The 24,108-nt window shown below is 53.6% G+C and carries 23 protein-coding genes and 3 pseudogenes; 8 read left to right on the top strand and 18 right to left on the bottom strand.

What is annotated here, in order from left to right; genetic code table 11:
* Positions 1 to 55 precede the first annotated feature (55 nt).
* The 5 genes and pseudogenes from HTIA_RS14695 to HTIA_RS14675 form a co-directional block, all read right to left on the bottom strand.
* The gene (locus tag HTIA_RS14695) at positions 56 to 1,228 is read right to left on the bottom strand and encodes an ISH3 family transposase (RefSeq protein WP_008526077.1); all 1,173 of its coding nucleotides are present in this window, start codon (positions 1,226 to 1,228) and stop codon (positions 56 to 58) included.
* Positions 1,229 to 1,301: 73 nt separating this feature from the next.
* Positions 1,302 to 1,838 (bottom strand): annotated as a pseudogene (locus HTIA_RS14690) (IS5/IS1182 family transposase); the annotation flags it as partial.
* A 9-nt stretch (positions 1,839 to 1,847) separates the two neighbouring features.
* On the bottom strand, positions 1,848 to 2,507 hold the full coding sequence (locus HTIA_RS14685) for a TIR domain-containing protein (protein WP_008526081.1): 660 nt from the start codon (positions 2,505 to 2,507) through the stop codon (positions 1,848 to 1,850).
* Positions 2,500 to 2,931 carry a hypothetical protein gene (locus tag HTIA_RS14680; protein WP_008526083.1) on the bottom strand — a complete coding sequence of 144 codons (432 nt, stop codon included), beginning with the start codon at positions 2,929 to 2,931 and terminating at the stop codon, positions 2,500 to 2,502. Before HTIA_RS14680 ends, HTIA_RS14685 begins: the two co-directional genes overlap by 8 nt.
* A gap of 4 nt (positions 2,932 to 2,935) precedes the next feature.
* Positions 2,936 to 3,352: a TIR domain-containing protein gene (locus HTIA_RS14675; protein WP_044951371.1), complete on the bottom strand. Its 417-nt coding sequence runs from the start codon at positions 3,350 to 3,352 to the stop codon at positions 2,936 to 2,938.
* A 62-nt stretch (positions 3,353 to 3,414) separates the two neighbouring features.
* On the opposite strand from HTIA_RS14675, the gene HTIA_RS14670 reads away from it, so the two are divergent.
* Together HTIA_RS14670 and HTIA_RS14665 are read left to right on the top strand one after the other, a co-directional pair.
* Entirely contained in the window at positions 3,415 to 4,560 is a 1,146-nt protein-coding gene (locus HTIA_RS14670; RefSeq protein WP_020931504.1) for an ISH3 family transposase, read from the top strand.
* A gap of 411 nt (positions 4,561 to 4,971) precedes the next feature.
* Positions 4,972 to 6,477: a hypothetical protein gene (locus HTIA_RS14665; RefSeq protein WP_008524843.1), complete on the top strand. Its 1,506-nt coding sequence runs from the start codon at positions 4,972 to 4,974 to the stop codon at positions 6,475 to 6,477.
* Between the two features lie 9 nt (positions 6,478 to 6,486).
* On the opposite strand, the gene HTIA_RS14660 is transcribed toward HTIA_RS14665, so the two are convergent.
* Both HTIA_RS14660 and HTIA_RS14655 read right to left on the bottom strand, forming a co-directional pair.
* Positions 6,487 to 7,290 carry a hypothetical protein gene (locus HTIA_RS14660; protein ID WP_008524842.1) on the bottom strand — a complete coding sequence of 268 codons (804 nt, stop codon included), beginning with the start codon at positions 7,288 to 7,290 and terminating at the stop codon, positions 6,487 to 6,489.
* A gap of 63 nt (positions 7,291 to 7,353) precedes the next feature.
* Positions 7,354 to 7,878, bottom strand: a complete 525-nt coding sequence (locus HTIA_RS14655; protein WP_148291002.1) for a hypothetical protein — start codon at positions 7,876 to 7,878, stop codon at positions 7,354 to 7,356.
* A gap of 320 nt (positions 7,879 to 8,198) precedes the next feature.
* Between HTIA_RS14655 and HTIA_RS14645 the strand changes: the two genes are divergently transcribed.
* Together HTIA_RS14645 and HTIA_RS14640 are read left to right on the top strand one after the other, a co-directional pair.
* Positions 8,199 to 8,885: an SOS response-associated peptidase gene (locus tag HTIA_RS14645; RefSeq protein ID WP_008524837.1), complete on the top strand. Its 687-nt coding sequence runs from the start codon at positions 8,199 to 8,201 to the stop codon at positions 8,883 to 8,885.
* 113 nt (positions 8,886 to 8,998) lie between these two features.
* Positions 8,999 to 9,679 (top strand): class I SAM-dependent methyltransferase, encoded by a 681-nt coding sequence (locus HTIA_RS14640; protein ID WP_044951370.1) that lies wholly within the window; start codon positions 8,999 to 9,001, stop codon positions 9,677 to 9,679.
* Positions 9,680 to 9,769: 90 nt separating this feature from the next.
* Here HTIA_RS14640 and HTIA_RS16720 read toward each other — a convergent pair whose 3' ends face one another.
* The 5 genes from HTIA_RS16720 to HTIA_RS14620 all read right to left on the bottom strand — a co-directional run bounded on the left by HTIA_RS16720 (position 9,770) and on the right by HTIA_RS14620 (position 13,587).
* The gene (locus HTIA_RS16720) at positions 9,770 to 9,907 is read right to left on the bottom strand and encodes a hypothetical protein (RefSeq protein WP_008524834.1); all 138 of its coding nucleotides are present in this window, start codon (positions 9,905 to 9,907) and stop codon (positions 9,770 to 9,772) included.
* Between the two features lie 33 nt (positions 9,908 to 9,940).
* The gene (locus HTIA_RS14635; RefSeq protein ID WP_008524832.1) at positions 9,941 to 10,369 is read right to left on the bottom strand and encodes a hypothetical protein; all 429 of its coding nucleotides are present in this window, start codon (positions 10,367 to 10,369) and stop codon (positions 9,941 to 9,943) included.
* 91 nt (positions 10,370 to 10,460) lie between these two features.
* Complete coding sequence (locus tag HTIA_RS17255) at positions 10,461 to 10,892, bottom strand: HNH endonuclease (protein WP_242401925.1); 432 nt, start codon at positions 10,890 to 10,892, stop codon at positions 10,461 to 10,463.
* Positions 10,893 to 10,912: 20 nt separating this feature from the next.
* Positions 10,913 to 11,101, bottom strand: coding sequence for a hypothetical protein (locus HTIA_RS17250; protein WP_008524828.1), 189 nt, complete (start codon positions 11,099 to 11,101; stop codon positions 10,913 to 10,915).
* Between the two features lie 995 nt (positions 11,102 to 12,096).
* Entirely contained in the window at positions 12,097 to 13,587 is a 1,491-nt protein-coding gene (locus HTIA_RS14620; protein WP_008524824.1) for an AIPR family protein, read from the bottom strand.
* A gap of 105 nt (positions 13,588 to 13,692) precedes the next feature.
* Between HTIA_RS14620 and HTIA_RS14615 the strand changes: the two genes are divergently transcribed.
* Positions 13,693 to 15,990 (top strand): AAA family ATPase, encoded by a 2,298-nt coding sequence (locus tag HTIA_RS14615; protein ID WP_020931497.1) that lies wholly within the window; start codon positions 13,693 to 13,695, stop codon positions 15,988 to 15,990.
* A gap of 130 nt (positions 15,991 to 16,120) precedes the next feature.
* Here the strand turns inward: HTIA_RS14615 and HTIA_RS16740 are convergent, their stop codons facing one another.
* From HTIA_RS16740 to HTIA_RS14605, 4 genes and pseudogenes are all read right to left on the bottom strand, one after another.
* The gene (locus HTIA_RS16740) at positions 16,121 to 16,372 is read right to left on the bottom strand and encodes a hypothetical protein (RefSeq protein ID WP_148291001.1); all 252 of its coding nucleotides are present in this window, start codon (positions 16,370 to 16,372) and stop codon (positions 16,121 to 16,123) included.
* Positions 16,312 to 16,863 carry an FtsK/SpoIIIE domain-containing protein gene (locus HTIA_RS17490; RefSeq protein ID WP_079980347.1) on the bottom strand — a complete coding sequence of 184 codons (552 nt, stop codon included), beginning with the start codon at positions 16,861 to 16,863 and terminating at the stop codon, positions 16,312 to 16,314. Before HTIA_RS17490 ends, HTIA_RS16740 begins: the two co-directional genes overlap by 61 nt.
* Positions 16,864 to 17,026: 163 nt before the next feature.
* Positions 17,027 to 17,671 (bottom strand): annotated as a pseudogene (locus HTIA_RS14610) (IS5 family transposase); the annotation flags it as partial.
* A gap of 79 nt (positions 17,672 to 17,750) precedes the next feature.
* Positions 17,751 to 19,055, bottom strand: a complete 1,305-nt coding sequence (locus tag HTIA_RS14605) for an IS4-like element ISHti13 family transposase (RefSeq protein WP_008528742.1) — start codon at positions 19,053 to 19,055, stop codon at positions 17,751 to 17,753.
* Positions 19,056 to 19,157: 102 nt separating this feature from the next.
* On the opposite strand from HTIA_RS14605, the gene HTIA_RS14600 reads away from it, so the two are divergent.
* Entirely contained in the window at positions 19,158 to 20,276 is a 1,119-nt protein-coding gene (locus tag HTIA_RS14600; protein WP_044951368.1) for an ISH3 family transposase, read from the top strand.
* On the opposite strand, the gene HTIA_RS16070 is transcribed toward HTIA_RS14600, so the two are convergent.
* Positions 20,250 to 20,426 carry a hypothetical protein gene (locus HTIA_RS16070; RefSeq protein ID WP_242401928.1) on the bottom strand — a complete coding sequence of 59 codons (177 nt, stop codon included), beginning with the start codon at positions 20,424 to 20,426 and terminating at the stop codon, positions 20,250 to 20,252. The two genes, HTIA_RS14600 and HTIA_RS16070, sit on opposite strands and share 27 nt — an antisense overlap.
* A 16-nt stretch (positions 20,427 to 20,442) precedes the next feature.
* Positions 20,443 to 20,637 (bottom strand): annotated as a pseudogene (locus HTIA_RS16535) (IS5/IS1182 family transposase); the annotation flags it as partial.
* 543 nt (positions 20,638 to 21,180) lie between these two features.
* Here HTIA_RS16535 and HTIA_RS16065 point away from each other — a divergent pair.
* Together HTIA_RS16065 and HTIA_RS14590 are read left to right on the top strand one after the other, a co-directional pair.
* Positions 21,181 to 23,031 carry an ATP-binding protein gene (locus HTIA_RS16065; protein ID WP_158413132.1) on the top strand — a complete coding sequence of 617 codons (1,851 nt, stop codon included), beginning with the start codon at positions 21,181 to 21,183 and terminating at the stop codon, positions 23,029 to 23,031.
* A 52-nt stretch (positions 23,032 to 23,083) separates the two neighbouring features.
* Positions 23,084 to 24,028, top strand: a complete 945-nt coding sequence (locus tag HTIA_RS14590) for a DNA adenine methylase (protein ID WP_008528658.1) — start codon at positions 23,084 to 23,086, stop codon at positions 24,026 to 24,028.
* Positions 24,029 to 24,108: the final 80 nt, after the last annotated feature.

The raw sequence follows: 24,108 nt of genomic DNA, 5'->3' as shown, positions 1-24,108 counted from the left end.
CTCTGCCGACAGCTGTCGCTTACCGCCCAACGAATAGGCCGTGGGCTGACCCCGGTCAGCCCGCGGCCGTTGCCTGTGATGCCGGCATGCCAACCCCGTTCGCTTGGATCTTCCACTGCCGACGTAACTCCTCTTCCAGTTCGTGACGAATCCAGTCACGGAACGTCTTGAACGTGAATTCCTCAGGCAGGTCGCGCCCGCCCCGTCGCGGGCGGGCGACGACCGCCCACCTGAGAACGAGCCACAGGTTCTCCAGCAGTGCTGCAACCAACATGATCGCAAACCGCACGACGGGATCACGCGTCGTCGTGATCCCGCGTGCTTGCCGCAACAAGCGATAGGTCGTTTCGATGCCTGAACGCTTTCTATAGAGGCGTTCGACCTGCTTGGCCGATCGATCAGTAACGCCACACGCCACGTAGCCCCGGACAACCTCACCGTGTTTGCCTCGATCACCGTTCTGGTAGGAGACAGCGACCGCGAGCGGGAAACACAGTTCCCGCTCGCTGTCCTTGTACATGCGATAGGTCGTCATGTACGACTCGTGGGTGTCGAGTTTGTCCTTCATCCGTTCACCTTTCTTGGGCACGTGAACGACCGTTGCGGCGATGTCACTAGCACGGCGGATGACGCGCTCGTTGTAGAAGCCGCTGTCTGCAAGGAGTAGATCGATCTCGAAGGGGTAGTTCTCGACGCGGGCGAGCACGCGCTCGACCGCGTCAGCCTCATCTTCATCGTTGCGGACGTAGGTCATCGCCAGCGTTACCGGCTTTTCATTGGAGACGACATACGCCGTGCAATAGCGGTGGCAAGTAGTCGTCCCGTCCTTGGGAGCCATCGAGCAGAGTTCGCCTTCGTCGGCGTAGTGCTCACCATGGTAGGGATTGTCGATGAAGTCGATTGAGACGATTCTCGACCGGTCCGGGTCGAGAATCGTCATGGCAAGGCGTCCGAGCAGAAGGTTGGCGACGAACTCAAGCCAGTCCCGGTCAAGTGTATGGAGCCATGCGAAGACGGTGTCGTCACACGGGGTTCCGTTGGTGTCGTTGCAGGTTTCCCAGATCGAGGTCTGGTTGACGCAAGCCAAGATGACGACGAGCCAAATGTCGCCGGGGTCGAGGGGGCTCCCCTCGACGCCCGGCAACGGGAGTGGTGCAATGACTTCTTCCGCTACGTCTTTGACGTCCGAGGCCGAAAGGTAACCGTCTGGGTCGGGGATACTGAACACATCCAGACCCAGACACTTTCTCGTGGTCAACTCGGCGATTCAATTGTACCGATTACGGTGTTGGGAAGTACCGAATGTCTTCGGGATTGCGCTTGATCAACGATGGAGCGATCTGGCTATCGTGTTTTCGTGTCGTCGTCACGTGGAGATCGAGGATTGCGTTGACCTTCGCATCAACCAACAGCGTCACTTTGAGCTGCTGAATCGTGAGTTCGGCTCGTTTCGTGTAGTGTTTTGAGGCGTGACTGCGGTCGAATCCTGACGCATCAACTCCAACGACACCGCTCGTCGGAAGTAGCGTCGCTGAGAGAGTCAATATAGCACGCCATACAGCCATATCAAGCCGGTTGAACGCCTTACAAAGCGTTGATGGCGTAGGAAGTTCAGCTAATCCGAGGGCGTGACGAATGCGTGGCATCTCGATCAGTTCGTCAAGCAGGCCACGATAGGTCGTGTTCTTCCGAACTTTGAGGCACAGCAAAACAACGTGCTGGGGAAGTGTATAGCGATGTTTGGAGAACTTCGAGGAGTATCGAGAAACCGCTCGGCGTGCCAGATGGATCGCCTTCTCAGTAAACCGGAGAATCTGCGACTTCGGGAGGGCCTTCATCTCGTCGAATTACACGGCGAATATGTAACTCTCTGAGGATTTCAACAGAGCCATGTCGGTATATTTCTCGATGAAGATTACGATCAAGATACCGAGTACGATTACTGCGCCAACATCGAAATTCAATCCTTCAGCAATCGATTCTATGCGTCTAACCGATCTCCGCTGAACACCAGATAATTGCTCAGAGGCCTGAGCTGCTTCCTCCACCCAGTTACCGATATTCTCCCTGCCGTTGTCCCTCTTCCAGTGATAGGTCGGAAAAATGCTGGAGAGAGTTTTCACATCACCGTCCTCCTCAACGACGAACTTCTTCAACGGGTTGCTCCCACTGAAATCAGTACTGCCCTCCTTGTCCTTCAGGGAGTGGACTTTGATGCCAACGATGCCGTTCCCTCGCTTGATGCTCTTCTTTATCTCATAGCGAACCCAGTCCCGGTCTGCTGTCTCGTTCCCGATCAGGACTGCAGTGACAGAAGTGCCGTGCATCTGCTCATCGATCCAATCCTTGATAGTATCTTCACCCTCACGCTTTACCTCCTCCCACTCTGCCGCATCGATGAACCCTGCAGCCTCCCGGTTTTCCTTGGCAACCCAGCTGTTACGGACCTGATTCACCCTCCAGACGTCCCGGCCGTAGTGGAAGCTGAAGAAAACTCGTCTAACCAAAGATCGTCCCTCCGTTGATGAAGATCAGGATGGCCGAGTACAATATAAGTAAGCCGCCGACCGTGCCGTAGAACCACAGCAACGAGTTATTCAACATCAGCCTGGCCGTGCCGTCGACGTCACCGTCAACCCTAGATGGATCCATATCGAAGAGGTGGTCTTCGTTGTCCGGCCTGTTCTGTCTCACCCAGTTGTAGAGTTCTCGGAACCTACGCTCCTGCTTCAGGTAGTATGCATCCAAGAACCAGAACCCAATTAGTGGGATGAATGCCGCGAACAGCTGAAAGTTGTTAGTCCGGAATAGCAGAGCGACCACAACCAAGGTCACTGTCCATCCTTTGATTTTGAACGAGTTAGAGGCCTGCCGGTCGATAACATTCTGAATCTGTTCGAGCTCTTGATGGAAGCTCTCGTCCGAAACCATTTCTCTATCGACCTGCTATTTGAGCGGCTTCTTCGACCCAGTCTCCCAAGTTATCGTAGCCGCTATCCCGCTTCCAACGGTACGTGCTGAAGATATCATCGAAGAACTTCTTTTGCCCGTTCTCCTCGATGTAGATCTTGCTGAGCGGATTCTTTCCACGCGAGTCCGTGTATCCGCTCTTATCCTCTAAGTTGTGGATTCGGATGCCAACAATGCCGTTACCGTCTCTCCAGCTCTTCTTGATCTCGTATTCAACCCAGTCACGGTCGTAGGTCTCCTGGCCGATGAGAACTGCTGTGACTGAGGTACCCTTCATCTGGTCGTTGATCCAGCGTTTGATCGCGTCGTCACCTTGTCGTTTCAGACTCTCCCAGTCAGCTGCATCGATGTATCCGGCTGATTCTCGGTCGTCCTGAGTCAGCCAGCTGTTCCTGACCTCAGTCGATCACATCGGGTTAGAGGAAGTGTCTGCTTTGGGAGGATGTGCAACAACCCGAAGCAGACAACGAGATAGAGGAAGAGCACCTGCTTAATTTTGTCGTCAACAGCCTTGACGAAGAGCTTGCGATAGATCTCGGCGAAAACGTCGAAGTCACCACGGAGAAGCTGTATGAGGTCCTCGCCGGCGCCAGCGCCGGCGGGACCTCGATCAACCACGTCTGCGAAACGACAGACGACTCACCGCACGCCAACACTGTCCGGGGACATCTCACCGATCAGTTCGACCTTGACACTGTTGAGGTAGTTGGAGACACGCTCTTGCAGCGAGATGCACTTGAGACACTCCCAGATCGACCGGTGGAGGTCTGCGCAGACCTCCACCTCGATCCCTACTACGGCGACGAAGACGAGACAGAAGCGCTGTACTTCTCGCAGGCGAAACGTGGAACGACGACGTTTCACGCCTATGCGACACTCTATGCACGGGTGCGCAACAAGCGGTACACGCTGGCGGTTCGCCAGCTCGTCGCTGGCGACACCACCAGCGATGTCCTCGCTGAGTTCCTCGAACTCCTCGACGGCCTTGACCTCGGCGTCAAGGCCGTCTACCTTGATCGTGGATTCTACAACAGCACCTGTCTCGGACTGCTGTACGCGCACAACTACGCCTACGTGATGCCGATCGTCAAGTGGGGCGAGACGATTCAAAACGAACTCAGCAGGGGCTGGAGCCGCGAGATCGAACACGATCTCGCTGGCGAGGTGACCTTTCCCGTGTTCATCGACTGCGTCTACCAGCAGGGACGATACGACGAACACGGGGTGGCGCGTCACGGCTACGCCGCTGACGCGCCGTTTATCGACACGCCGCGGGATGCCCGAGAGCATTACAGCAAGCGCTTCGGCATCGAGTCGAGTTACCGCTTAGCCAAGCAGAGCCTCGCATTCACCAGCTCTCAGGACGCTGGTCTACGGCTGGTGATGTTTGTCGTGAGCCTGCTGCTCCAGAACAGCTGGCGGTATCTCCACTGGAAGTACGTGGCGGCGCCCCGCCGCGGGGGGCGCCGCCTCTGGAACTGGTCGTTCACGGAGTTCTGTGAGATGGTGCTGCGGGCCGCCTGGACAGCGCTCGGTGTGCGCAGGGCTGTTCCAGCGAACCAGTCACTCGACGACCGGTTCTTCCGGTAGCTGTATACCGGTCCGGACAGCGGTCGTGAGTGGCGACACTGTCGCGTCGGCGGCAGTCCGCCGCCGACAGCGACGGTTCATCCCGAAGATTACGCTCACGAGCGCGCTTCGAAAACGCTTCACGACCAGTTCGATCTGATTCACCGCCATCAGACAAGATTACGCGGCCGCCGATGTGATCGACTGGACCTGGTTGACTCGCCAGTGATCGCGGTCGAAGTGGAAGCTGAAAAATACTCTCCTGACCATAATTTTCCTATTAACTGTTATTAGGTGTCTACTCACCAAATAACTACTGTTTATGTAGGATTAGATACTGCTCAGAAGCACTTTTTTCTGGAGGAGATTCGACTTCGCCGCTACTGGCTAAAGACCTACTTATTAGGTCTTTAACCCACAATCAGCTGGGTAATGGCGAGGATCATCGAACCCTTGATCCAGGAAACCCTCTGGAGCGAACTGGAGTCCCGAGGATTTTCTGTCTACGGTGAGGTCTCACTGCCGGACTCAGGCCGGATCGATCTCTACGTCGTCACACCGAACGGACAGCGGTGGGGTATCGAAGTCAAGAACCATTGGAACATGGTGGCCTGGGGAGCACGCGACGAAGATCTCGGCACCGAGGTTCCGGATCCTGAGGATGAGATCAAACCTACAGAGATCCGAAGACTGACCGAGCAACTTGACCGATACGCTGAGTCCGGTTACTGCGACTCGATGTACGCCGCTACACAAGGTCCGAAGCCGTTGATTCGGGCGATCGAGGACAGGGACAACTGGGACGAAAAGTGGAGCCTGTTCTTCGACAAATGGGGTGACAGAGAACCACCAGAATACGTGGGTGCGATCCGGACACCGCCTTTCGCACCTGGCGACGTCGAAAGGAGAATGCTGCCACGGGACTTCGACAGGCCCTGCGGAATCGAGATCGTGCGCCAACCCAGAGCATTGACCGACGACCGGCCCTCCGGTACTTTTCCTGAGCTACCTCCCTGCGTGGAAGCTGCGGAGAGAGGAGAAGGCGAGCCTAGGGAATTTGATATCGCACACGGTGTGTGGAAGCACTTGATGGAACAAACCCCTGGACCTGTTGTCCGTGAGCCCGTGATTCCCAGCAAGGAGAGTAGGAAGCCGCAGCAACCGGATATTATGCATTTCTCTGGACACGCGAGTCCGTTCAGGATCTACCACGAACGCCAAGACAAGCGGTACGGGTTCGGAGGAATGGAAACCGACGACGACGAAGACGATGACGGTGAGAATCCTCGAGAACAGTTCAAGATTACTGCTACCGAGGTGAAGCCAGATCTCTCCAACAAGGAGAACATCGCCGAGCAACTGAAGCGGTACCTCGACTCCGGAGGCCTGACAGAGCTCTATCTCTGCCTACCCCTGAAATACGCAGAGGACGGCCTTCATTTCTTGGAGACCCGACACGACACATTGGGTGATGTAGGCCTGCTCGTCTACGATGGGGAAGAAGATGAGGTGCAGCTGGCCCGCCGCCCCTCTGACCAGGATCTAGAGTACCCTGGGTTGGAGCTCTCTCGGAACAATCACAGTGTCTGCCAAACCGGCTGGGGAATGGCATGGCTCGAAAAGAACCAGGGTCTGAAACCGGTGTGGGATCAGGAAAACCTGGAAGGCCGATACGACGGACCGGACCCCACAGAAAGAGATGTCTCCGACTTAGACTGGAGCGACGAAGCCTTACAGGCAGAGGAATACGACGATCCTGAGGAAAACCTCACTTTCGTCGAGTGTACCTCCTGCGAGGCTGTTGCAGAATTAGACATGAGTGGCCGTCGCTGCCCCGAATGCAACCGACCCTTGATCCGAAGAATCACCCAGATGAACGTGAGAAAGGTCGGAACGGACAAATACGGGAACACAGTCTATACGAAGGTCACAGAGTAGAAGACGGTATCAGTGAAGCGGGTTTCGCCGGATGAAGTCTTCAGAGTCGTTGATCAACCTGCGTACAGCAGGCTTTTTCGGCTCTTCTGCATGGGCACAGGTCTCCCGGATACTTGCTAACGCTTTTAGATCGTTCCACGTAGTCTTCTCAATCACATCTGCTTCGTGAAGGGTTTGTGCCAGGCGAGAAATCCCGTGGTTCGGCTCGTACTCCTCGACCTCTTCTGAGTTCTCGCAAAGAGTCAAGAGGTGGCGTTCCAGGGCTACTGCAGCGACTACACCACTGGCCCTGACGAAATCCTCGTCAAACAGTTCCCTGGCCTGCTGGATCTCTTCCTTCTCCACTCGGCGGGAGATCTGCTGCCACGCTTCCAGCGTAGCTGATTCGATCCTGCCAGGCACCGAGTTCAGGATGTGTCTCTGCTCATCGAACAGATCCACGAACCCGTTGAACGCATTCTCCCAGCCTCGTCCCGCACTCGGCTTGTCCAAGTCGAAGTACTCCTTGATCTCTGAACGAGCTTCCTCAAACTCGTCTAACCGACCGGGAAGATACTCCGCAACCAAATTCTCCGACCTGGTATACCAGGACTCATACTGCCTCTTCAGATCGCGTTGAGTATCCCTTAGAGCGCCTTCAGGGTCTACCCAGAAGGTCTTCGGACTCTTCTTATTTGACATAATACTGGCTCTCACCCGCTTCTTCTCCGTATCGAGCGAAGAGAAAAACTGCCGGGCCTGCTCCTCGATCTCCTCGGCGTCCTCTTCCAAATCATCGATATAGTCCTGTACTTCCTCCCTTGACTGACTCATTACCGGAGTCGTCGTGTGCCGCCCAATTAAATGGCCAGTAACCAGGCCTTCAGGATCAAGGATTTAGGGCCGTGAATCCTCGTCTTCCACTATCTCAAACTCGCCGTCGAGAAGAGTTCCTACCGAGTCGATGTGGTCGTCTCCTGCAAAGAAAACGATCCCGGAGTACTGGTCTCCGTACTTCCTCAGGTCTTCGGCCATCTTCTGGTCTCGCATTCCCATATGTACCCGGTGAGTCCACAGCGCCATGGTCGGGACGAACAGGATGGACAGAAAGCTCAGTGAGGGGTGTAGAATCCAGCCGAAGAAAAGCAGTAGTACGGCGGTGCAGGAGGCCGCTGTCAAGTACAGCGGTTGCTGGTCGAAGCGCTGAAGCCAGGACAGATCCGTGTATTCCACTTCGAGCTCGAGCTCCTCCGCCACTTCCTCCGCTACAGAGGTTTGACTCCCTTCCGTAACCCTGTCCGACGCCGATCTCTTCCTCTTCTGCCACCACACCGTAAGCAGTTGAATCAGGATCATACTCGGGTTCTTCAGGACCACCCACTGCGAGGGTTCCTCTCCACCAGTCTTCTCAGCGTGCTCCATAACCAAGGCCTCAGCACTTTCCGGGATTACGGAGTGCAGCCGTTGCTTCACTTCGCCACGCGAGTCCCGATGGTTGTCCCCGAACAGGTAGATGGAAGACTTCTGGGAAACACTCACTCTGGATCTTTAATCCTCAGAGAAATTGCTTCAGCCTTCTGATGCGTACTGAAAAACAAGCCATATAGGACTCGGCTAGTGTCGATAGCGATAACCAATATCCTGTCCTGATGAGCCCGAGTCGTGTTGGTTAAGACGAGAGCCGCCGTTGACGATGCTCCTTTGCGACTACGTTGAAGACATTCCTCCACGAACACGCGCATATGTGTGGACGCAATTCTCTCTTCGTCGAACAAGGAGACCTCGAGGCTCGCTTCGACGCCGAGGTCGTCACGGACGGCGGGTATACACCCCGATACAACATCGCGCCTGGCGAGGACCTCTTCATCATCACGAACGAGGCTCCAGACGAGGTCGACGCCTACCACTGGGGGTTGCCGTTCTGGGCGGACGAGCCCGAAGAGAGCATCATCAACGCCCGCTCCGAGACTGCCGACGAGAAACGCGTCTTCGAACAAGCGTGGGAATCCCGCCCCTGTCTCGTCCTCTCGTCGGGGTTCTACGAGTGGAAATCACCGAACGGCGAGATGAAACATCCGTATCGAATTCACCGCGAGGATGATCCGGCCATCGCGATGGCTGGACTCTGGGACGTCTGGGGGGGTGACGACGAGACCATCTCGTGCGTGACGATCCTGACGACGGATCCGAACGACCTGATGAAGCCCATTCACGACCGGATGCCGGTCGTCCTGCCGCGGGATGGCGAGTCCGAATGGCTCTCCGCCGGGCCCAACGCTCGCAAGGAGTTGTGTCGCCCGTACCCGAAGGACGACCTGGACGTCTACGAAATCTCGACGCGGGTAAACAACCCCGGAAACGACGATCCGCAGGTCATCGAGCCGCTGGACCACGAACAATCGGGACTCGGTGAATTCAGCTCGGGGTAGCTGTTGACAGCGCGTGTTATCAAATCAGCTGTGAGATAGCGTGTGTATCTCGATCGAATCCGTAGGACTATGATAATTCAGGGCGGTAGCGAACACGATTAGAGGATCTCGCTATGACACCGCCAATGCATGGCGATGATACCGTCAAGGACCTCGTCCAGCAACATTGGAATGGCCGGGCAGCGACATTTGACGAGGAGAGTCAACACGGAATTCATTCCGACGAACAGCACGACAGCTGGCTCTCAGTACTGCGGGAATGGACAGGGAACGATTCCCACCGGATACTCGATGTCGGTTGTGGGACAGGGGTCATCTCGCTGTTGCTCGCAGAACTCGACCACGATGTCGTGGGCGTCGACTTCGCCCGGGAGATGCTCGAACACGCCCGAGCGAAGGCCCGACAGACCGAGTACTCGATTGCGTTCCAGCAAGGGGACGCGGAGAGACTCGCCCTGCCAGATGACATCACCGAACTGGTCACCGCTCGCCACCTTGTCTGGACGCTCCCCAATCCCACTGCGGCACTGCAGGAGTGGCAACGCGTCGTCGAGCCAGGTGGGCGGATTCTCCTGATCGAGGGGTACTGGAACCACGACGAGCCGTGGGACGAGTACGAAGACATGCACGATAATCTGCCAATGTACGACGGCCGGCCGCCCGACGAACTGAGCGACGTGCTCGTCCAAGAGGGTTTCTCCGATGTCACGCACGAACCACTGATGGATGCAACACTGTGGGGCCGAGAACCTCACCACGACTATTACATCATGAGCGGTACTGTCCCCCGTTGACGCGGGCTAATTCCCTGTAGCGGCGATTCACTCTAGAGCCCACGGCAAACGTAACTTCGGCGACGACACGATCGGGAATCTGCTTTGGGGTTACTGCATCGGCGACGCCGCGGCCGAATCGACGAGCGAGTACTCTTGATCCCGGATGGTATCTTCTGCCGTGAGGCGGTCTTCGAGATGCTCACGCTCGGTCTTATCGAATTGTGCCTTCCGCTGAGAGAGCAGCACGTACTATGCGACGATGACCCATCTGTTATCAGGCTAGCACCTATCTTGATCATCTGATACTGTGTCCGATGGCCATGTTGGGCCCTCTGGGCGGGGGATCTCCTCAACCAGATCCTTCTCGAACTGCGAAGCTCTCCAGGCTATCACGTTCTCCTTCCGCTGGACGTACTTTTCGTCGGTATCCAGCCAGCGGGCAATCTCCTCGTAACTGTGGCCAGCACAGAGCAGCACCATCACTGCGAAATCGAAGCGATCGAGATTGCTCTCGTTCGCATCGGCATCAATCCGGTCGAGGAACGCCTTTGAGGCATCACCGACGAACTCCATCAGTATCTCATACAGCTCTTCGTCATCAGATCCATCAAACGTGAATCCCTCCGTGATGTTGTTCCCGGGGTCACTCTCTTCGGCAGTGTTCAGATATGGATCTGATCCAAGTGAGACTGCCCTGAAAGCCCTCACCAGTTTCGGTCCCGCGACTCGTTGCGCGCTTCGGTCGCGTTGCGGCCTGCAGTGCTTACTTCGTCGGGGTTCCCGAAAATGGCTCGCCATTTCAATCCACCAGGATTCGGCTGGTTAGTCGGCAGAAAGTAGCTCTTTGATCGGCGCTTATCTGAACACCGCCCTCAATCAACTGCTGATTGAATGCGTCGCCATTCTGTTCATAGTGCACCCGTCGGTGGCAGTTCGGACACAGTGCCACTACGTTATCGGGGTGATCAGCCCCACCATCACTGCGCCGATGGAGATAGTGCACCTCCAGAAAGGGCTCCCCATCTTCGTCCAAGAACGGCGCTTCATCACCACCGCCCTGACAAACGCCGTCGGCAACCCGTAACGCGTACTGCTTCACGATCTCCGGCCGACGGTACTGTGTCTGTGAAGACTCAGTTGTCGTCCGCCTATCCCCAATCACACTCGCCTCCGCTACCTCTCGCAACTCTGCCTCCGATAACTCAGACAATCTCTGTCTGCCGACGTGCATCTCAACCCCACCGACAGGCATCAACTCGAAGCGGATCGCATCCCGAATGCGCCCGTTCCGGTCGGTAGACGCGCCCAGTAATGATCCGCATACTCGTACTCACCCACGTAGGTAATCTTCCACGCTCCGTCTTGAATCTCGAAGACGTGGTGTTCGTCATTGTGTTTGTGATAATTCCGAATCGCTGCATTCCCGCCCTCAATCGTCATCTCTCCCCCCGTCCTTCTCCCGTGTAGAGGAACCGCCCGTCTTCGGTGAACTAGTCGTCGTAACCGTGCCACTCCCCAGACTCACCGTAGAAGATGAACACATACGGGTAGTCGGCGCAAGGGGCGATCCCGCTATAGCGGTTGCCGCCGTATTCCTCATGAATGTCCTTGACGCGGTGGTATGTGGCATCGATGTCAAACGAAAGCGGGCACATATACAGAGGATCTACGCGTGGATCAGTTCATACTATTGGTGATCGTAATGCGACAGGATCGACCCAGATCGAACGGTTGGATTGCTCAGAGCGAGTCAAATTATCCGCCGCATAAGTAGACGCATGCAACTATCAGTCTGAGGCAGGTCGAAGATCTCTCCATCGAAGGTGTTCGATTGTACTGTCATCAATCTCAACACAAAACAGATGCGAGTCACGTGGGTCTCCGGTTTCTTGGTCAGCGTCATCCTCGATTATTTTGACGATTGTACCGTGTTTTCGATGGAGTCGCTCATGATCGGGATCACCTTCATCCGGAATATCAATCCGCACCCGATTGCCGACCTCAAATCGCCTCATTGGTTAGTCTTACTGCTGCTCTGCCCTGTCAGTTACGGCTGGTACTGAAAATTGACGAAGGCACATAGGTCATTCTATAACACTTTCCTGGTAACTATGGAACGTAGTAGGGACACGAGACGGTCGTCGTCCGGTGGCACATGCCTATACATTTGTCGGCCTTTGTTGCGATACGTGCTGTCCTTCCAACCCCCGATTGAAACCGAAACGAGACCTGGAGTTTACGCACAGTGATGGCCATCAGTTGTCCTAGCGGGCCATCGAATGTTTTGCAAATTGGAATCATGTCCACGGATGGCTCGATCATACTACGGTGGTGTCTAGCAGTTATGGCCCTTTTCGATCGAACTCATCGAAGTGTCCACACTACTCTCTGCAGAACAAGGGTCATGGCAAATGAATATAGGAACGGTATACCGGCTATTCGCTTAGCATCGCGTACTCATATACATCTCCCAACTCAACACGCGTCATTGCCACCTCATCGATATTGCCGGTCGCGGGCTCCAACTTGTCTGGCTCATCTGGATCGTTATGTACTGTCAGCTCGTGTGTTGCATCCTGCGGATCTTCGGGCTGAACATACCTGGCTTCGTCGTCTTCATCAACAGTGTACACAATCTCGGGTGGTTCATCGATGACATCGGACATACCATGGAGGTAGAAATCATGTGTGAATGTCGCATTAGCCCGAATGAAGTTTTTCGGATCTTTATCGTTATCTTTGAAGTCTCCTTGGAGGTCCATGAGAATAGCTTTACTCCGTTCAGCCCAGAGTTGATCTAGATCACGGAACCACCCAACAATTTTCACTGACCCTATATCGGACTCTGATAGGTACAAATTCGTTCTGAAAAGACCGGAAAACAACACTTCTACCGGATTCGGGAGATCATATCCTGTTGTATTTTCAAAACCATTGATGAGGAGATCTCGTGAGCTACTTTGGAAGTACTCTTGGAAGACCTTTCTCCGACGCATTCCGGAATCATAATTGAAGTGTTTTAGATGGTGAGACACCATCTCACGGAGATATATTACGTCGTTTGTCAGCGGCGTCAAATACCGGAGCGGACGGGTCTCCGGATCACCTTCCTCCTGCTTCCAATCGTCCATGTTTTCTTTCCAACGACGATGGACGCGAGACACACTAGTCGCGAGTGAGCTGTGGTTTTTTCCCCGGACATCATATAGCGGGTGTCCATACTTCTTCACGTCAAGTGCCTTCAATAGTCTGAAAAACTGATAGGCATTAATCGCGTCATCAATGGCATTGGGATCTCCTTCGTGCCAGTCGACGACACGAGAATCATTTAATTCCTGTTTGTATTGATCGTAGTAACCCAAGAAATTTGCCTCAGAGCGCTCTTCAAGCTGGTTATTATTATTACGAGCATCTGCAATCTTGCTGATTTCTTGTCGTCGTGATGTACTCTTCGCTTCAACATCCCCTAACTCAATGACTTCGACATGGACTACTGCTTTCGGTACATCACCGTGTTTTTGAATCGCCAAGAGTGTGTGGCCACCATTGCAAACACCCTCTCCATCTCCGAAATTGAAGGTTACTATGCCTTCAGTAGTACTCTGTTTGACTTCTTCGGTCTCGACATCTGAGGCCAAGACAACAATCCCGTTATTTCGGTTGATAAAATCCTTCGGATCATTTTGAAGTGTATCACGCATCGCACTGACCTGCACGTTCATCTGGGGATGTCGGGGATTGGCGTCGAGGGGGAACGAGATTGGCGTCTCCCCCACCTCCTGACATTGAAAATAGAAGTGATGGATTGTATATTTTCCCCCGTATTCATTGGACTTCGCCTGTTCGTGAGCCAGATAAGGGATCTGGACGTTATCTGCAGGTGCTGAGATGGCATCGATCGGAGACGTCCCAGTTTCGCTCGACATATTGTTAATGGCCTTTCGAGACTCTCCGACATAACAGTACGGCTCTTTGTGACAGTAGTTACGTTGGGTTTTATTGCATTCCGCGATACCCCCACTATTACTAGGATGATTGATCAAGTCGAAGTTTTGAATTTTCGCTCTGTTTTGGGTCGCGGGCCAGATGATAGTGGTGATCCGGTTCGACTTGAGGTCGAAGAGGATATCACTACACTGATTGGGCAGAACGAAGCAGGAAAATCGAATGTACTTGATGCAATTAATCAATTCGGTAAATCCGTCCCTCTTTCTGACACCAAAATCAGCAACTATCGGGATTATCCCGATCCAAAAGATGAACTTGAGATCCTTCGATGTAGACTCTCTTCTGGTGCCCTCGATCGTAACTCAGAACAGGTAAAGTCGGTCCCCTGGTTGCTTGGCCCATATCGAAGTGAAGGTCTGGATGGGTTCCCGGTCCGTGAGACACTTGAAGAAATGACGCCAATTCAACCCGCTGATGGTGGCGATTCTCGAAGTGAAGACAATAGTATTGCTGATGAAGCAATCGATGGCGCAGTGCTTCCCCTTGGTGAAGTTTTAGCAACAGGCCGTATCGAAGTTGTTCATTATGCCAGCGGCGACCATGCTATTGATATCGTCGACTCAACGGATGTTAGCGGTTCCTCTGACACTTCCTCCATTCGTGATCAGATCAGCTTCCCGATGGATCTTGATGAATTCTTGTCCCAGCGGTATGATGAGTACCTGCGGCTATGCCAGTGGTTTGTATCTAATATTGTAGAGGTGGCTGACCTAAACCCGGAAATCGAAGAGATCACTGCCCTCAATCGTGATGCGGTTGCAGACAAGTCAGATCTACGTGTTCAACTCACTGACCGACTCGAAAGTATTTCCCAAGCGTTCGGCGATGCCGAACCAATCGATGAACCGCCCGTGGAGACCCAGGGTGAAGCAGAATTCGAACTGCCCAAGATATCCGTTATCCAGAAGTTAGCTAATGATTTGCTTAGGACACTGAGCAACATTGACAGCCCACCGAATCGGATCGAAGATTTGCCAAATATTGTTGACCAATCGAAAATTAACTTGGCTGATTCGGAGTACGATTTGAGAGCCGACGAGGACAACCCAGTTCTCCGGGGCCTTTTTGCGCTCAATAATATCAATCTTGAAGACTACTCTTCATTAGATTCACCGGAATTCCGAAAATCCCTAGATACAGCCGTAGAGCAACTCTCTCTATATCTCAACTGGTTCTGGGATTCAGATCCAACAGGACGTCAGCCTATAGAAACTGTCACACCAGAAGAAACGGACAGTTATCGGTTTGAATACGAATTACATGAGGGCACTATCACGTTGAAGCTTGCTGAAGACGAAACCCCTCCTACGCCGCTTGAACAGCGAAGCGACGGCATGCGATGGATAATAACATTTTTGTTGACGATAATAGCCCAACCATACGCCCAATCGGGGGGACGGCAGACATTGGTCACACTTGACGATCCTGGAATTCACCTTCATCCCGAAGCTGAAAAACAGCTATTTCGAGCGTTCTTCAATGTTACTAACCAAGCACAGATTATCTATACAACACACTCTCCTGCACTCATCGACCGAAAAGAAGTCGACCGACTTCGGATTGTTAAAAATATCACCGAGAAAAAAGATAGTAGCCTGATTGGGACAAGGATTGCTAACGATCTTGATGACGCGAGGACCCCAGGCGAACAGGTGGACCCACTCGCCACTGCTAGAGAGGCTATCGGTTGGACTCTTTCCGATTCGCTGTTTCGAGGTGAACAAACAGTACTGGTTGAGGGGCCGAGTGACAAACGGTACCTTAATTTATTCAATGATTATTTTAAGTGGGATGGAAAGCCCCATCTGGATAAAGACCCGACATTTGTCGATTCAAAAGGCGGCCAACTCCCCTTTCTTTCGCGAATTCTCTCAGCAGAGGATGTAAACCATGTCATATTGATGGACGACGATAGCGTAAATAATGGGTATGAAGCAGAAATTGAAGCGCGAACAGTCCGATATAATGATCTAGAGATACCGGATTCAAGAGAATACGAGGCCGAAATCGAGGATCTATTCGACAGAGAATTTCTCATCAAGGCTGCAGCTGAGGTTCACGACGAGCTGGACGCAGAAGAAGCTCTTGAGCCACCATACCACACGTTTGAATGTAGTATTGTCAGTTATATAGAAGAGTATCTAGAGCAAACCGAATATTACCCTGGCGAACTGTGTAAATACGACTTATCTATGGAGGTAAAAGATCAGCTAGAAAAGGAGCTACGTACCTCTCCTGAAGAACACTCCGAGACTATTGAAAGATTCCAATCCGTCATTTCTGAACTAAAAGAAAAGATCGAAAAGATGGATGACGAATAGCTTGAAATATAGGTTGACCCTGAGTGCTGTCCTGGAGTGGACTTTCTTTCATGATTGCCATCGCCGTGGTTATACACAAAATGCCGATTAAAGTACTGGCTTTGGTGAACTGTGTGGATAAAAACCTCAATCATTTACTAACTCGCTTCCGGATTGTCACGCCATCTTCTGGCGTCAAAAGATACCATTGCAAGTGATATTCGTCTCCACCAGAGGTCAGGGCGATCATATCGCCGACACCTTCCAGATCTTCCGCCCCCGGCTGGTCTAGAATCACTTGTGAGTCCGTATTGGAGGATAATTCGAAGCTAATCCGGCAGTTTAAATTGGTCTTGATGTTGCCCAAGACGATCTCTGCATCAGGGCGCTGCGTTGCCAGCAAGATCGAGTACCCCAGTGCTCGACCGGTCTGTGCCAACCGACCGACAGTGTCCTCAAACTCCTCTTGGTTACCTGAAAGGGCATCACGAGATCTGCGAATTCGTCGATGACGATGACTCGATACGGGACTGGTTCGAAATCTCGCGATTCGGCGAGTGTACTATACTCGGTGACAGACGTTGCAGCCTTCTGTTGTAGTTTTTCCTTCCGTGCTTGGAGCTCTGTCTCCAGCAGTGATTCCAAATTCTCGAAGCAGTCTGTCGCGTCGTCCACGTACGTATCCACGTGCGGTAAGGACTCGAATCGACCAAAGTCGATCCCTTGGGGATCGGGGAGAGATGATCGTACTTCTGCTGGCGAGTAGCCCACTGCTAAGCTACAGATCGTCGTCGCGAGGAAATTCGATTTGCCAGACTCAGTCGCCTCTCCAATGAAGGCGTGGTGCCTTGTTGAACGCAAGAAGGCGTCGGGGTGGGGTTGCTGATCTACAATTTCACGGCGCTAGAGACGGCTTTTCGACCTCAGAAGATGCAGTCGCTGTCACTCACGGCGGTTGCTGAAGGGTCACAATTATGGTACCTTGCTCCGTTGTTCCGATGACGACGGCGATGCCTCTCCCGGATACGTCCGGAGAAGGAGAGCAGGCGGCGAGCCCTTAACTCGCCGCCTGCGTTAGGTTATGGATGATGCACTTCCGAGTCAGCTCCCGGAACTGGCCGTGCCAGCTCCGGGAGCGCAGCTTCTCGCCGTCGTCTTCCTTCAACTGCGAGAAGCCGGTTTCACTCATCCAGCGCTGGTTGTAGTCCTCGTTCATTCGGGCGTTGTGGGCCTTCTGCAACGGTGTCTGTTCCCTGTGCTTGATCAGTGGTCGCGTTGACTCGGAACGACACTCCTCACGAAGTTCTCCCCACGAGTAGTTCGCGTCAGCGGACAACACACGCAGGTCTTCCGCGTTCCGGCGGAAGACCTGCATCCCGATGTGGCCGTCCCAAGCCTTCTGCGTCGTGTAGTGAACGTCCTTGATAGCTAGCGAGTTCACGTCGATCAAGATCGTCGTCTTCATCGACTGGAATGAGTAATTCGCGCGGTCGCGGTAGTGGTAGCTAGTTTGATCACGCTGGAAGCCACTCGCATCAATCGCGGCTTCACCACTCCAGCCCGCCTGCTCCGCGCTTCGGCGGAGCAGGCGGCGGAGTTCACGCATCCGGTACTCCTGTTCCCACCGGCAGAACGAGCTGTAGTTCGGTGCCTCGTCGAGGTCGAATACGGCGAGAATACCGGGCATCTCGTTGAGGTAGTCTCAGTCGATCACATCGGGTTAGAGGAAGTGTCTGCTTTGGGAGGATGTGCAAGAACCCGAAGCAGACATGCGTCTTTAGCTAAGCCTCAGTCCTCGGTTGTGTAGCGGTAGCGAGCGTCTCCTGTAGTATCGGTCGTTGGCTATGGATTTTCTGTGCATCTTCGATCAGCCGTTCCAACAGCGGAGGTGGCGAGTAGCCGAGGAATTCACCCAAATCGTTGAGAATGAGTTGGGCGTGCGACCGGAAGGTCGCCGCCCAACGCCCTGGAGGGAAGACAGCTTCATCATCGGCGCACTCTGTCACCAGCGACAGCAACTCACGACTCACTAACAGCGACAACAACGCCGCATACACCAGAATCTCCACAACGTGCTCTTTCGTTGTGTCGAACTCATCCAGTCCGTATTGCGTCTTGAGCTCCCGAAACAACCGCTCGACAGCCCACCGACACCGATAGATCGTCGCTAAATCTTCCGGGAGAAACTCCTCACGCGGCAGATTCGTGATGTACAGATGGTAGTCGTCGGCGTCCTCGTCGCGGACGCCGACGACGCGGAACCGCTTGGAGTCCAGCGACCGTGTTCCGTTGTACGGCCCGCGCTTGAACTCAGCCTCGACTTCCACATCGATGTATTTCCGGTAGAGATCCTCAACGACATCGTGGATCTTCTCTCCTTCCAAGGGAATGGCGTCGCCACGCCATTCCCGTAACTCGTCCGTTACAACCGGATTTGCGTCGGGTTTCAGCCGACTCACAAAGTAGCCATCGTTCTCGTCGATCAACGCGAACCGCCGGTATTTGAAATACGCCTGATCGAACAGTACCAGCCGCTGTTCGAGCCACGAGCCGGTGTTGAACTCCGTGCTGTCGTGGGCTTTCTCGTCGGTGATGCTGAATCGTTCCAGCATCTGATCGCTCGGGTTGTGGAGCAGGTGGAGCCGTGCTCCAGCCTGCTCCTCGTTGCGTCCTTCGAACTCATCGGAGAGGAACTGGTGCAGGCGCAACACCGTCCCATCAGCAATCATCACGTCTCTGAATCGGTCGAACTGGTCGGTCACAGTGTGGGGGACAGCGACCTCGTCGAGGCCGTACTCGACGAGGTCGTGGAGATACTCTGCCAACGTCGGCGTCAATCGCTGGTAGTACCCACCGGGAGACAGCGGTTTGTCAGCTGTGGAGTTGTAGCTCCGACGGAAGGCTGCGAGCGTTCGGCTCTCGCCAGTGGCGAAGCCGAACGCAAACGACCACACGAGCGGCGGGATCTGGAGCTTTCCGTCTCGTTCGATCACGCCGACAGCCTCGGCGTGATCTTCCAGCGCAGCAGAGGGAAAGAGGGTAGTGAGCCGACGTTCAATCTGATCTGAGGAGGGAGCGTTGTGCACACTCGCAACCTCCTCAATCCTCCTGCAAAGGTACCTCGATAAGCCGCTGCTGTCAGGCGGTTCTTCGCTTAGCTAAAGACGCATGCCGAAGCAGACAACGAGATAGAGGAAGAGCACCTGCTTAATTTTGTCGTCAACAGCCTTGACGAGGAGCTTGCGATAGATCTCGGCGAAAACGTCGAAGTCACCACGGAGAAGCTGTATGAGGTCCTCGCCGGCGCCAGCGCCGGCGGGACCTCGATCAACCACGTCTGCGAAACGACAGACGACTCACCGCACGCCAACACTGTCCGGGGACATCTCACCGATCAGTTCGACCTTGACACTGTTGAGGTAGTTGGAGACGCGCTCTTGCAGCGAGATGCACTTGAGACACTCCCAGATCGACCGGTGGAGGTCTGCGCAGACCTCCACCTCGATCCCTACTACGGTGATGAGGACGAAACCGAGGCTCTGTACTCGTCGCAGGCCAAACGCGGAACAACGACGTTTCACGCGTATGCGACGCTCTACGCGCGGGTACGTAACAAGCGGTACACACTAGCGGTTCGCCAGCTCGTCGCTGGCGAAACCACCAGCGATGTCCTCGCTGAGTTTCTCGAACTCCTCGACGGCCTTGACCTCGGTGTCAAGGCCGTCTACCTCGATCGCGGATTCTACAACAGTACCTGCCTCGGACTGCTGTACGCGCACAACTACGCCTACGTCATGCCGATTGTCAAATGGGGTGAGACGATTCAAAACGAACTCAGCAGGGGCTGGAGCCGCGAGATCGAACACGATCTCGCTGGCGAGGTGACCTTTCCCGTGTTCATCGACTGCGTCTACCAGCAGGGACGATACGACGAACACGGGGTGGCGCGTCACGGCTACGCCGCTGACGCGCCGTTTATCGACACGCCGCGGGATGCCCGAGAGCATTACAGCAAGCGCTTCGGCATCGAGTCGAGTTACCGCTTAGCCAAGCAGAGCCTCGCATTCACCAGCTCTCAGGACGCTGGTCTACGGCTGGTGATGTTTGTCGTAAGCCTGCTGCTCCAGAACAGCTGGCGGTATCTCCACTGGAAGTACGTGGCGGCGCCCCGCCGCGGGGGGCGCCGCCTCTGGAACTGGTCGTTCACAGAGTTCTGTGAGATGGTGCTGCGGGCCGCCTGGACAGCGCTCGGTGTGCGCAGGGCTGTTCCAGCGAACCAGTCACTCGACGACCGGTTCTTCCGGTAGCTGTCCACCGGTCCGGAGAGCGGTCGTGAGTGGCGACACTGTCGCGTCGGCGGCAGTCCGCCGCCGACAGCGACGGTTCATCCCGAAGATTACGCTCACGAGCGCGCTTCGAAGACGCTTCACGACCAGTTCGATCTGATTCACCGCCATCAGACAAGATTACGCGGCCGCCGATGTGATCGACTGAGTCTTCAGTCTCACGGAGACTCTTCTCCAGTTCGACACGGTACAGAATCAACGCGATCTGCACCCACTCGGCGTACCCGTCCGCGCCGTCCGGCGCGGCGGGTACGTCCGGATTGTCAGCGTGCTGTTTGGCAAGATCACGACACATTCGAGCGAGCCGTCTGAGCGATGCCATATCGCCAGACGGCGTCCATTCCCCGGTTAACTTGACGGAATCTTCCTGTGAGAACGTCTGAGACTCCCGTCAATCGGCGGTAAAACAAGGCAAGGCGTGGTGTTCTTTTGGTGGATCGATAGTGATGTGCCCGTTCTCCGTTGTCACACCGAGGGGAACCGTCAACGGTTCCCTGAAGGACTCACTGACTGCCTCGAGACCGTCTCGTAAGTATACATTTCTTCGTTGGAATAGCTTCCAAAAATTGCCACCCGCTGGCCGCGCTGGCACGCGTACAGGAGGTCATAGGGGGACTCGGAACCCTCGGGGAAGGATGCCGATGACATGAATGGTGAGTATCCCACCAGAACTGTTGTATCATTGCAATAAGTATTTTTAATAAGGGATATTAAATGAGTGAGCCCGTCCAATTACTATCTGCTTAAAAATTAATGATGCGTATTTTATAAGACCTGCCTACGATGGGCGATTTTCGCTCCCTTCATCTACTAGGACGGAAAGCTTAATGGACCTCCGATCTCGGTATGAGTCATAATGTCTCAAATGCGTGGAAAGGAGCGCGCACAATTGCTTCCAACTAAGGAGGCCCTCACTGCGCTGAAATCAGACGTAACTCTTGAATCTGCGATACTCGAACTATGCGACAATGCGCTGGACGCGTGGAAGCGAGCGTCTGATCGCTCTGATGAAGCTAAAATTGAAATCTCTGTTGATCAAGAAGAGGCACGGACACAACTCATGATTCGCGACGATACGGGTGGTGTTCCACGTGATGAAGCAGCGATGTTATTCGGTCTCGGCCAAACCGCCAAACAAAATGGGGGTTCAATCGGGACATTTGGTGTCGGTGCGAAGAAGAGCTTAGTTAATCTCGGTGTGCCGTTCACAATCCGATCACACCACCCCAGCGATGAAAACGGCTGGCGATATCGAATCGATGAAAGCTGGTTCGAAGACGATCATGATTGGTCAGTATCACTCCATACCGATGCAGAAATTGAGCCGGGTGTGACAGAAATTTGTATCGAAGATTTGAATTATGAATGGAGTGAAGAGACAGCGGCTGGACTACGTACGCGTTTAGGACAAGCGTATAATCTCTTCCTGAGCGATGAAATGCAGGAATTGCGCAATGAGGACTTTGATCTAACAATTTTGGTAGATGGGGAGCCGGTCACGCCGGATGGCGTACCAGAGTGGGCATTTTCACAGTTTGATGGTCTCTTCCCGCGTCGCTACAAAGATATCCAATTGGATTTTGACCATCTTGAAGCGCCTGTCCGACTCCACATTACGGTAGGATTACTGCACAAGAAAGACACACACTCTGCAGGAACCGATATCTATATCCAAAAACGGAAAGTCGTTTCGAGCGCTCGTGATGCGCAAGGCGGCTTCGGTGACGGCCAAGAACGAATTGGGAAATTCAATGCCCGACATGACCGGTTACGTATTATTGTGGAACTTGAGACCGAAGCAGATGGGCAAAAGCTCCCTTGGGACACTCAAAAGTCATCAATAGATAAACATAACCCGATCATGCGGGGGACAGATGAAACAAAGGGCGTCTACAATTGGCTAAGACGGGTTGCTCAGGCTTATTACGAGCTGGACGCCGATAAAGTTCCACGCGCCTTTGTTGAGCCATATGATGCTGATTCAGCCGTAGCGGCGAACGGGGGAGATGTGAAGACTCAAGATTATAGAGATCGCCAACGAATCGTCTCTTCTCACCGACCAGATACTGATCTCACAGAAATACGTGCTCTCCGGCAAACAGCCGAGGCTCATGCGACCTTGCGAATTCGTTGTGATGAAGTCCTGCCAAAAGGGAAACGCCCGGCGTATCGAACGCAATTGGCACAAGAGAGCGACAGAGGGCTCGACCAATTGGTTGCCATTGAAGAAGCTCCGCCAAAATGCCTCGAAAAAGATGCGCACAAGGTGGCAGGACGCATCAATGAGCTTGCGCGGATCCACATGGAAAACGCCTTTCGACATTCAGATGATCTTGAAGCCTGGCAAAAGCCTCGATATCAAAAGTATTTCAAAAACCATGGAGGACAAAAGCTGTCGGTAGTCGAGGAGCTCCCCGAGCACCTACCGAGCACACCGGCCGATATCAAGAACGGCGATCACGAAGTGGAAATCGATGGGATGACTGAGCAGCCGATTGCAGAATCATCACAGACGGTGTCTGAGGATCAAAGTCAATCGGAGACTGCCGAGTTATTCTTGGTATTCAATGACGAAGAGGAAGAGGAGGAACGAGGTGCAAAGATTCTCGATCTACCAAGATCACAATTGTGTGGGAACCTCAACTTACCACACACCGCTGGCGACGATCTCGTTTGGGAAGAAATCCGACACCTCATAGAATCATCACTTGAGTGAATCCCCACGGGATTTCCAAGCATATTATTGGCAGCCCACGAAAGAACAGTATATGGCCGAACCGATTCTAAAATGGGCTGGCGGAAAGCGGTCGATGCTAGATGAAATTCTAAGTCGCCTCCCATCAAACTCTCAATTTAACAGATATTTTGAGCCCTTCTTCGGAGCGGGTGCGGTCTTTTTCGCTCTTCAGCCCACCAATGGGTTTATTAACGACATCAATCCCCGTCTGATAAACTTCTACCGCCAAATAAAGCGTAATCCTGAGCAAATTATCTCTCAGAATAAGGAGTTTGATGCAAAATACAAACAGCGACGCGAGGGTGAGGGCGATGGGAGTGATTTCTACTACGACAAACGCGACATCTTTAACGGATTGCGTGAAGGGCCAGACAAGTGTAAGGACCCTCTTCGTGAAGCCAGCCTCTTGTTGTTTCTTAATCGGACCTGTTTCAATGGTCTCTATCGGACGAATCAAGAAGGCGATTTCAATGTGCCTGTCGGATCAAAGTGGACAGAAGTATCGGTGCTTGAACGGCGGATTAGAGAGGCACACCGGATTCTACAGAACACAGAAATAACTAAAAAGGATTTTACATTCGTACGGGACCACGTCGAAGAAGGCGATCTCGTGTTTTTCGACCCACCGTACCCGTCAGTCCGAAAGACAGGGAGTTTCGAAAAATATCACCCCGGCGGATTTGACTACGAACGGCACAAGGAACTCCAACAGTTAGCATTTGAACTCGACGAACGGGGGGCGTACGTCATGATCACGAATGCGAATGATAAAGAAAACGAAATAGAGAAGGAAAACTACGTTGAGAAGCTGTATTCAGAAGACGTCCTCCCGGAGTCGTTCCGTAAGACAACGGCTAGGGGAAAACGGATGATCAACAGCGATTCTACGAAGCGAACTAACATCGGAAAGACGGACATCATCGTCACGAATTTCTCCCCCTTCGAAAGCCAGCGGACGTTCGAAGATTTTCGCTGAGATGCCGCTGCTTTCGCCAGAATTTTGAGGAAAACTAGCTGACAGCTCATGAGTCCATTCTAATTAAAGGGAATCGTCAG

The sequence above is a fragment of the Halorhabdus tiamatea SARL4B genome (genome assembly GCF_000470655.1).
GTDB classification, from domain to species: Archaea; Halobacteriota; Halobacteria; order Halobacteriales; family Haloarculaceae; genus Halorhabdus; species Halorhabdus tiamatea.
Note: the sequence above shows the minus strand (reverse complement) of the source record. Positions and strands in the feature narration are given on the sequence as shown.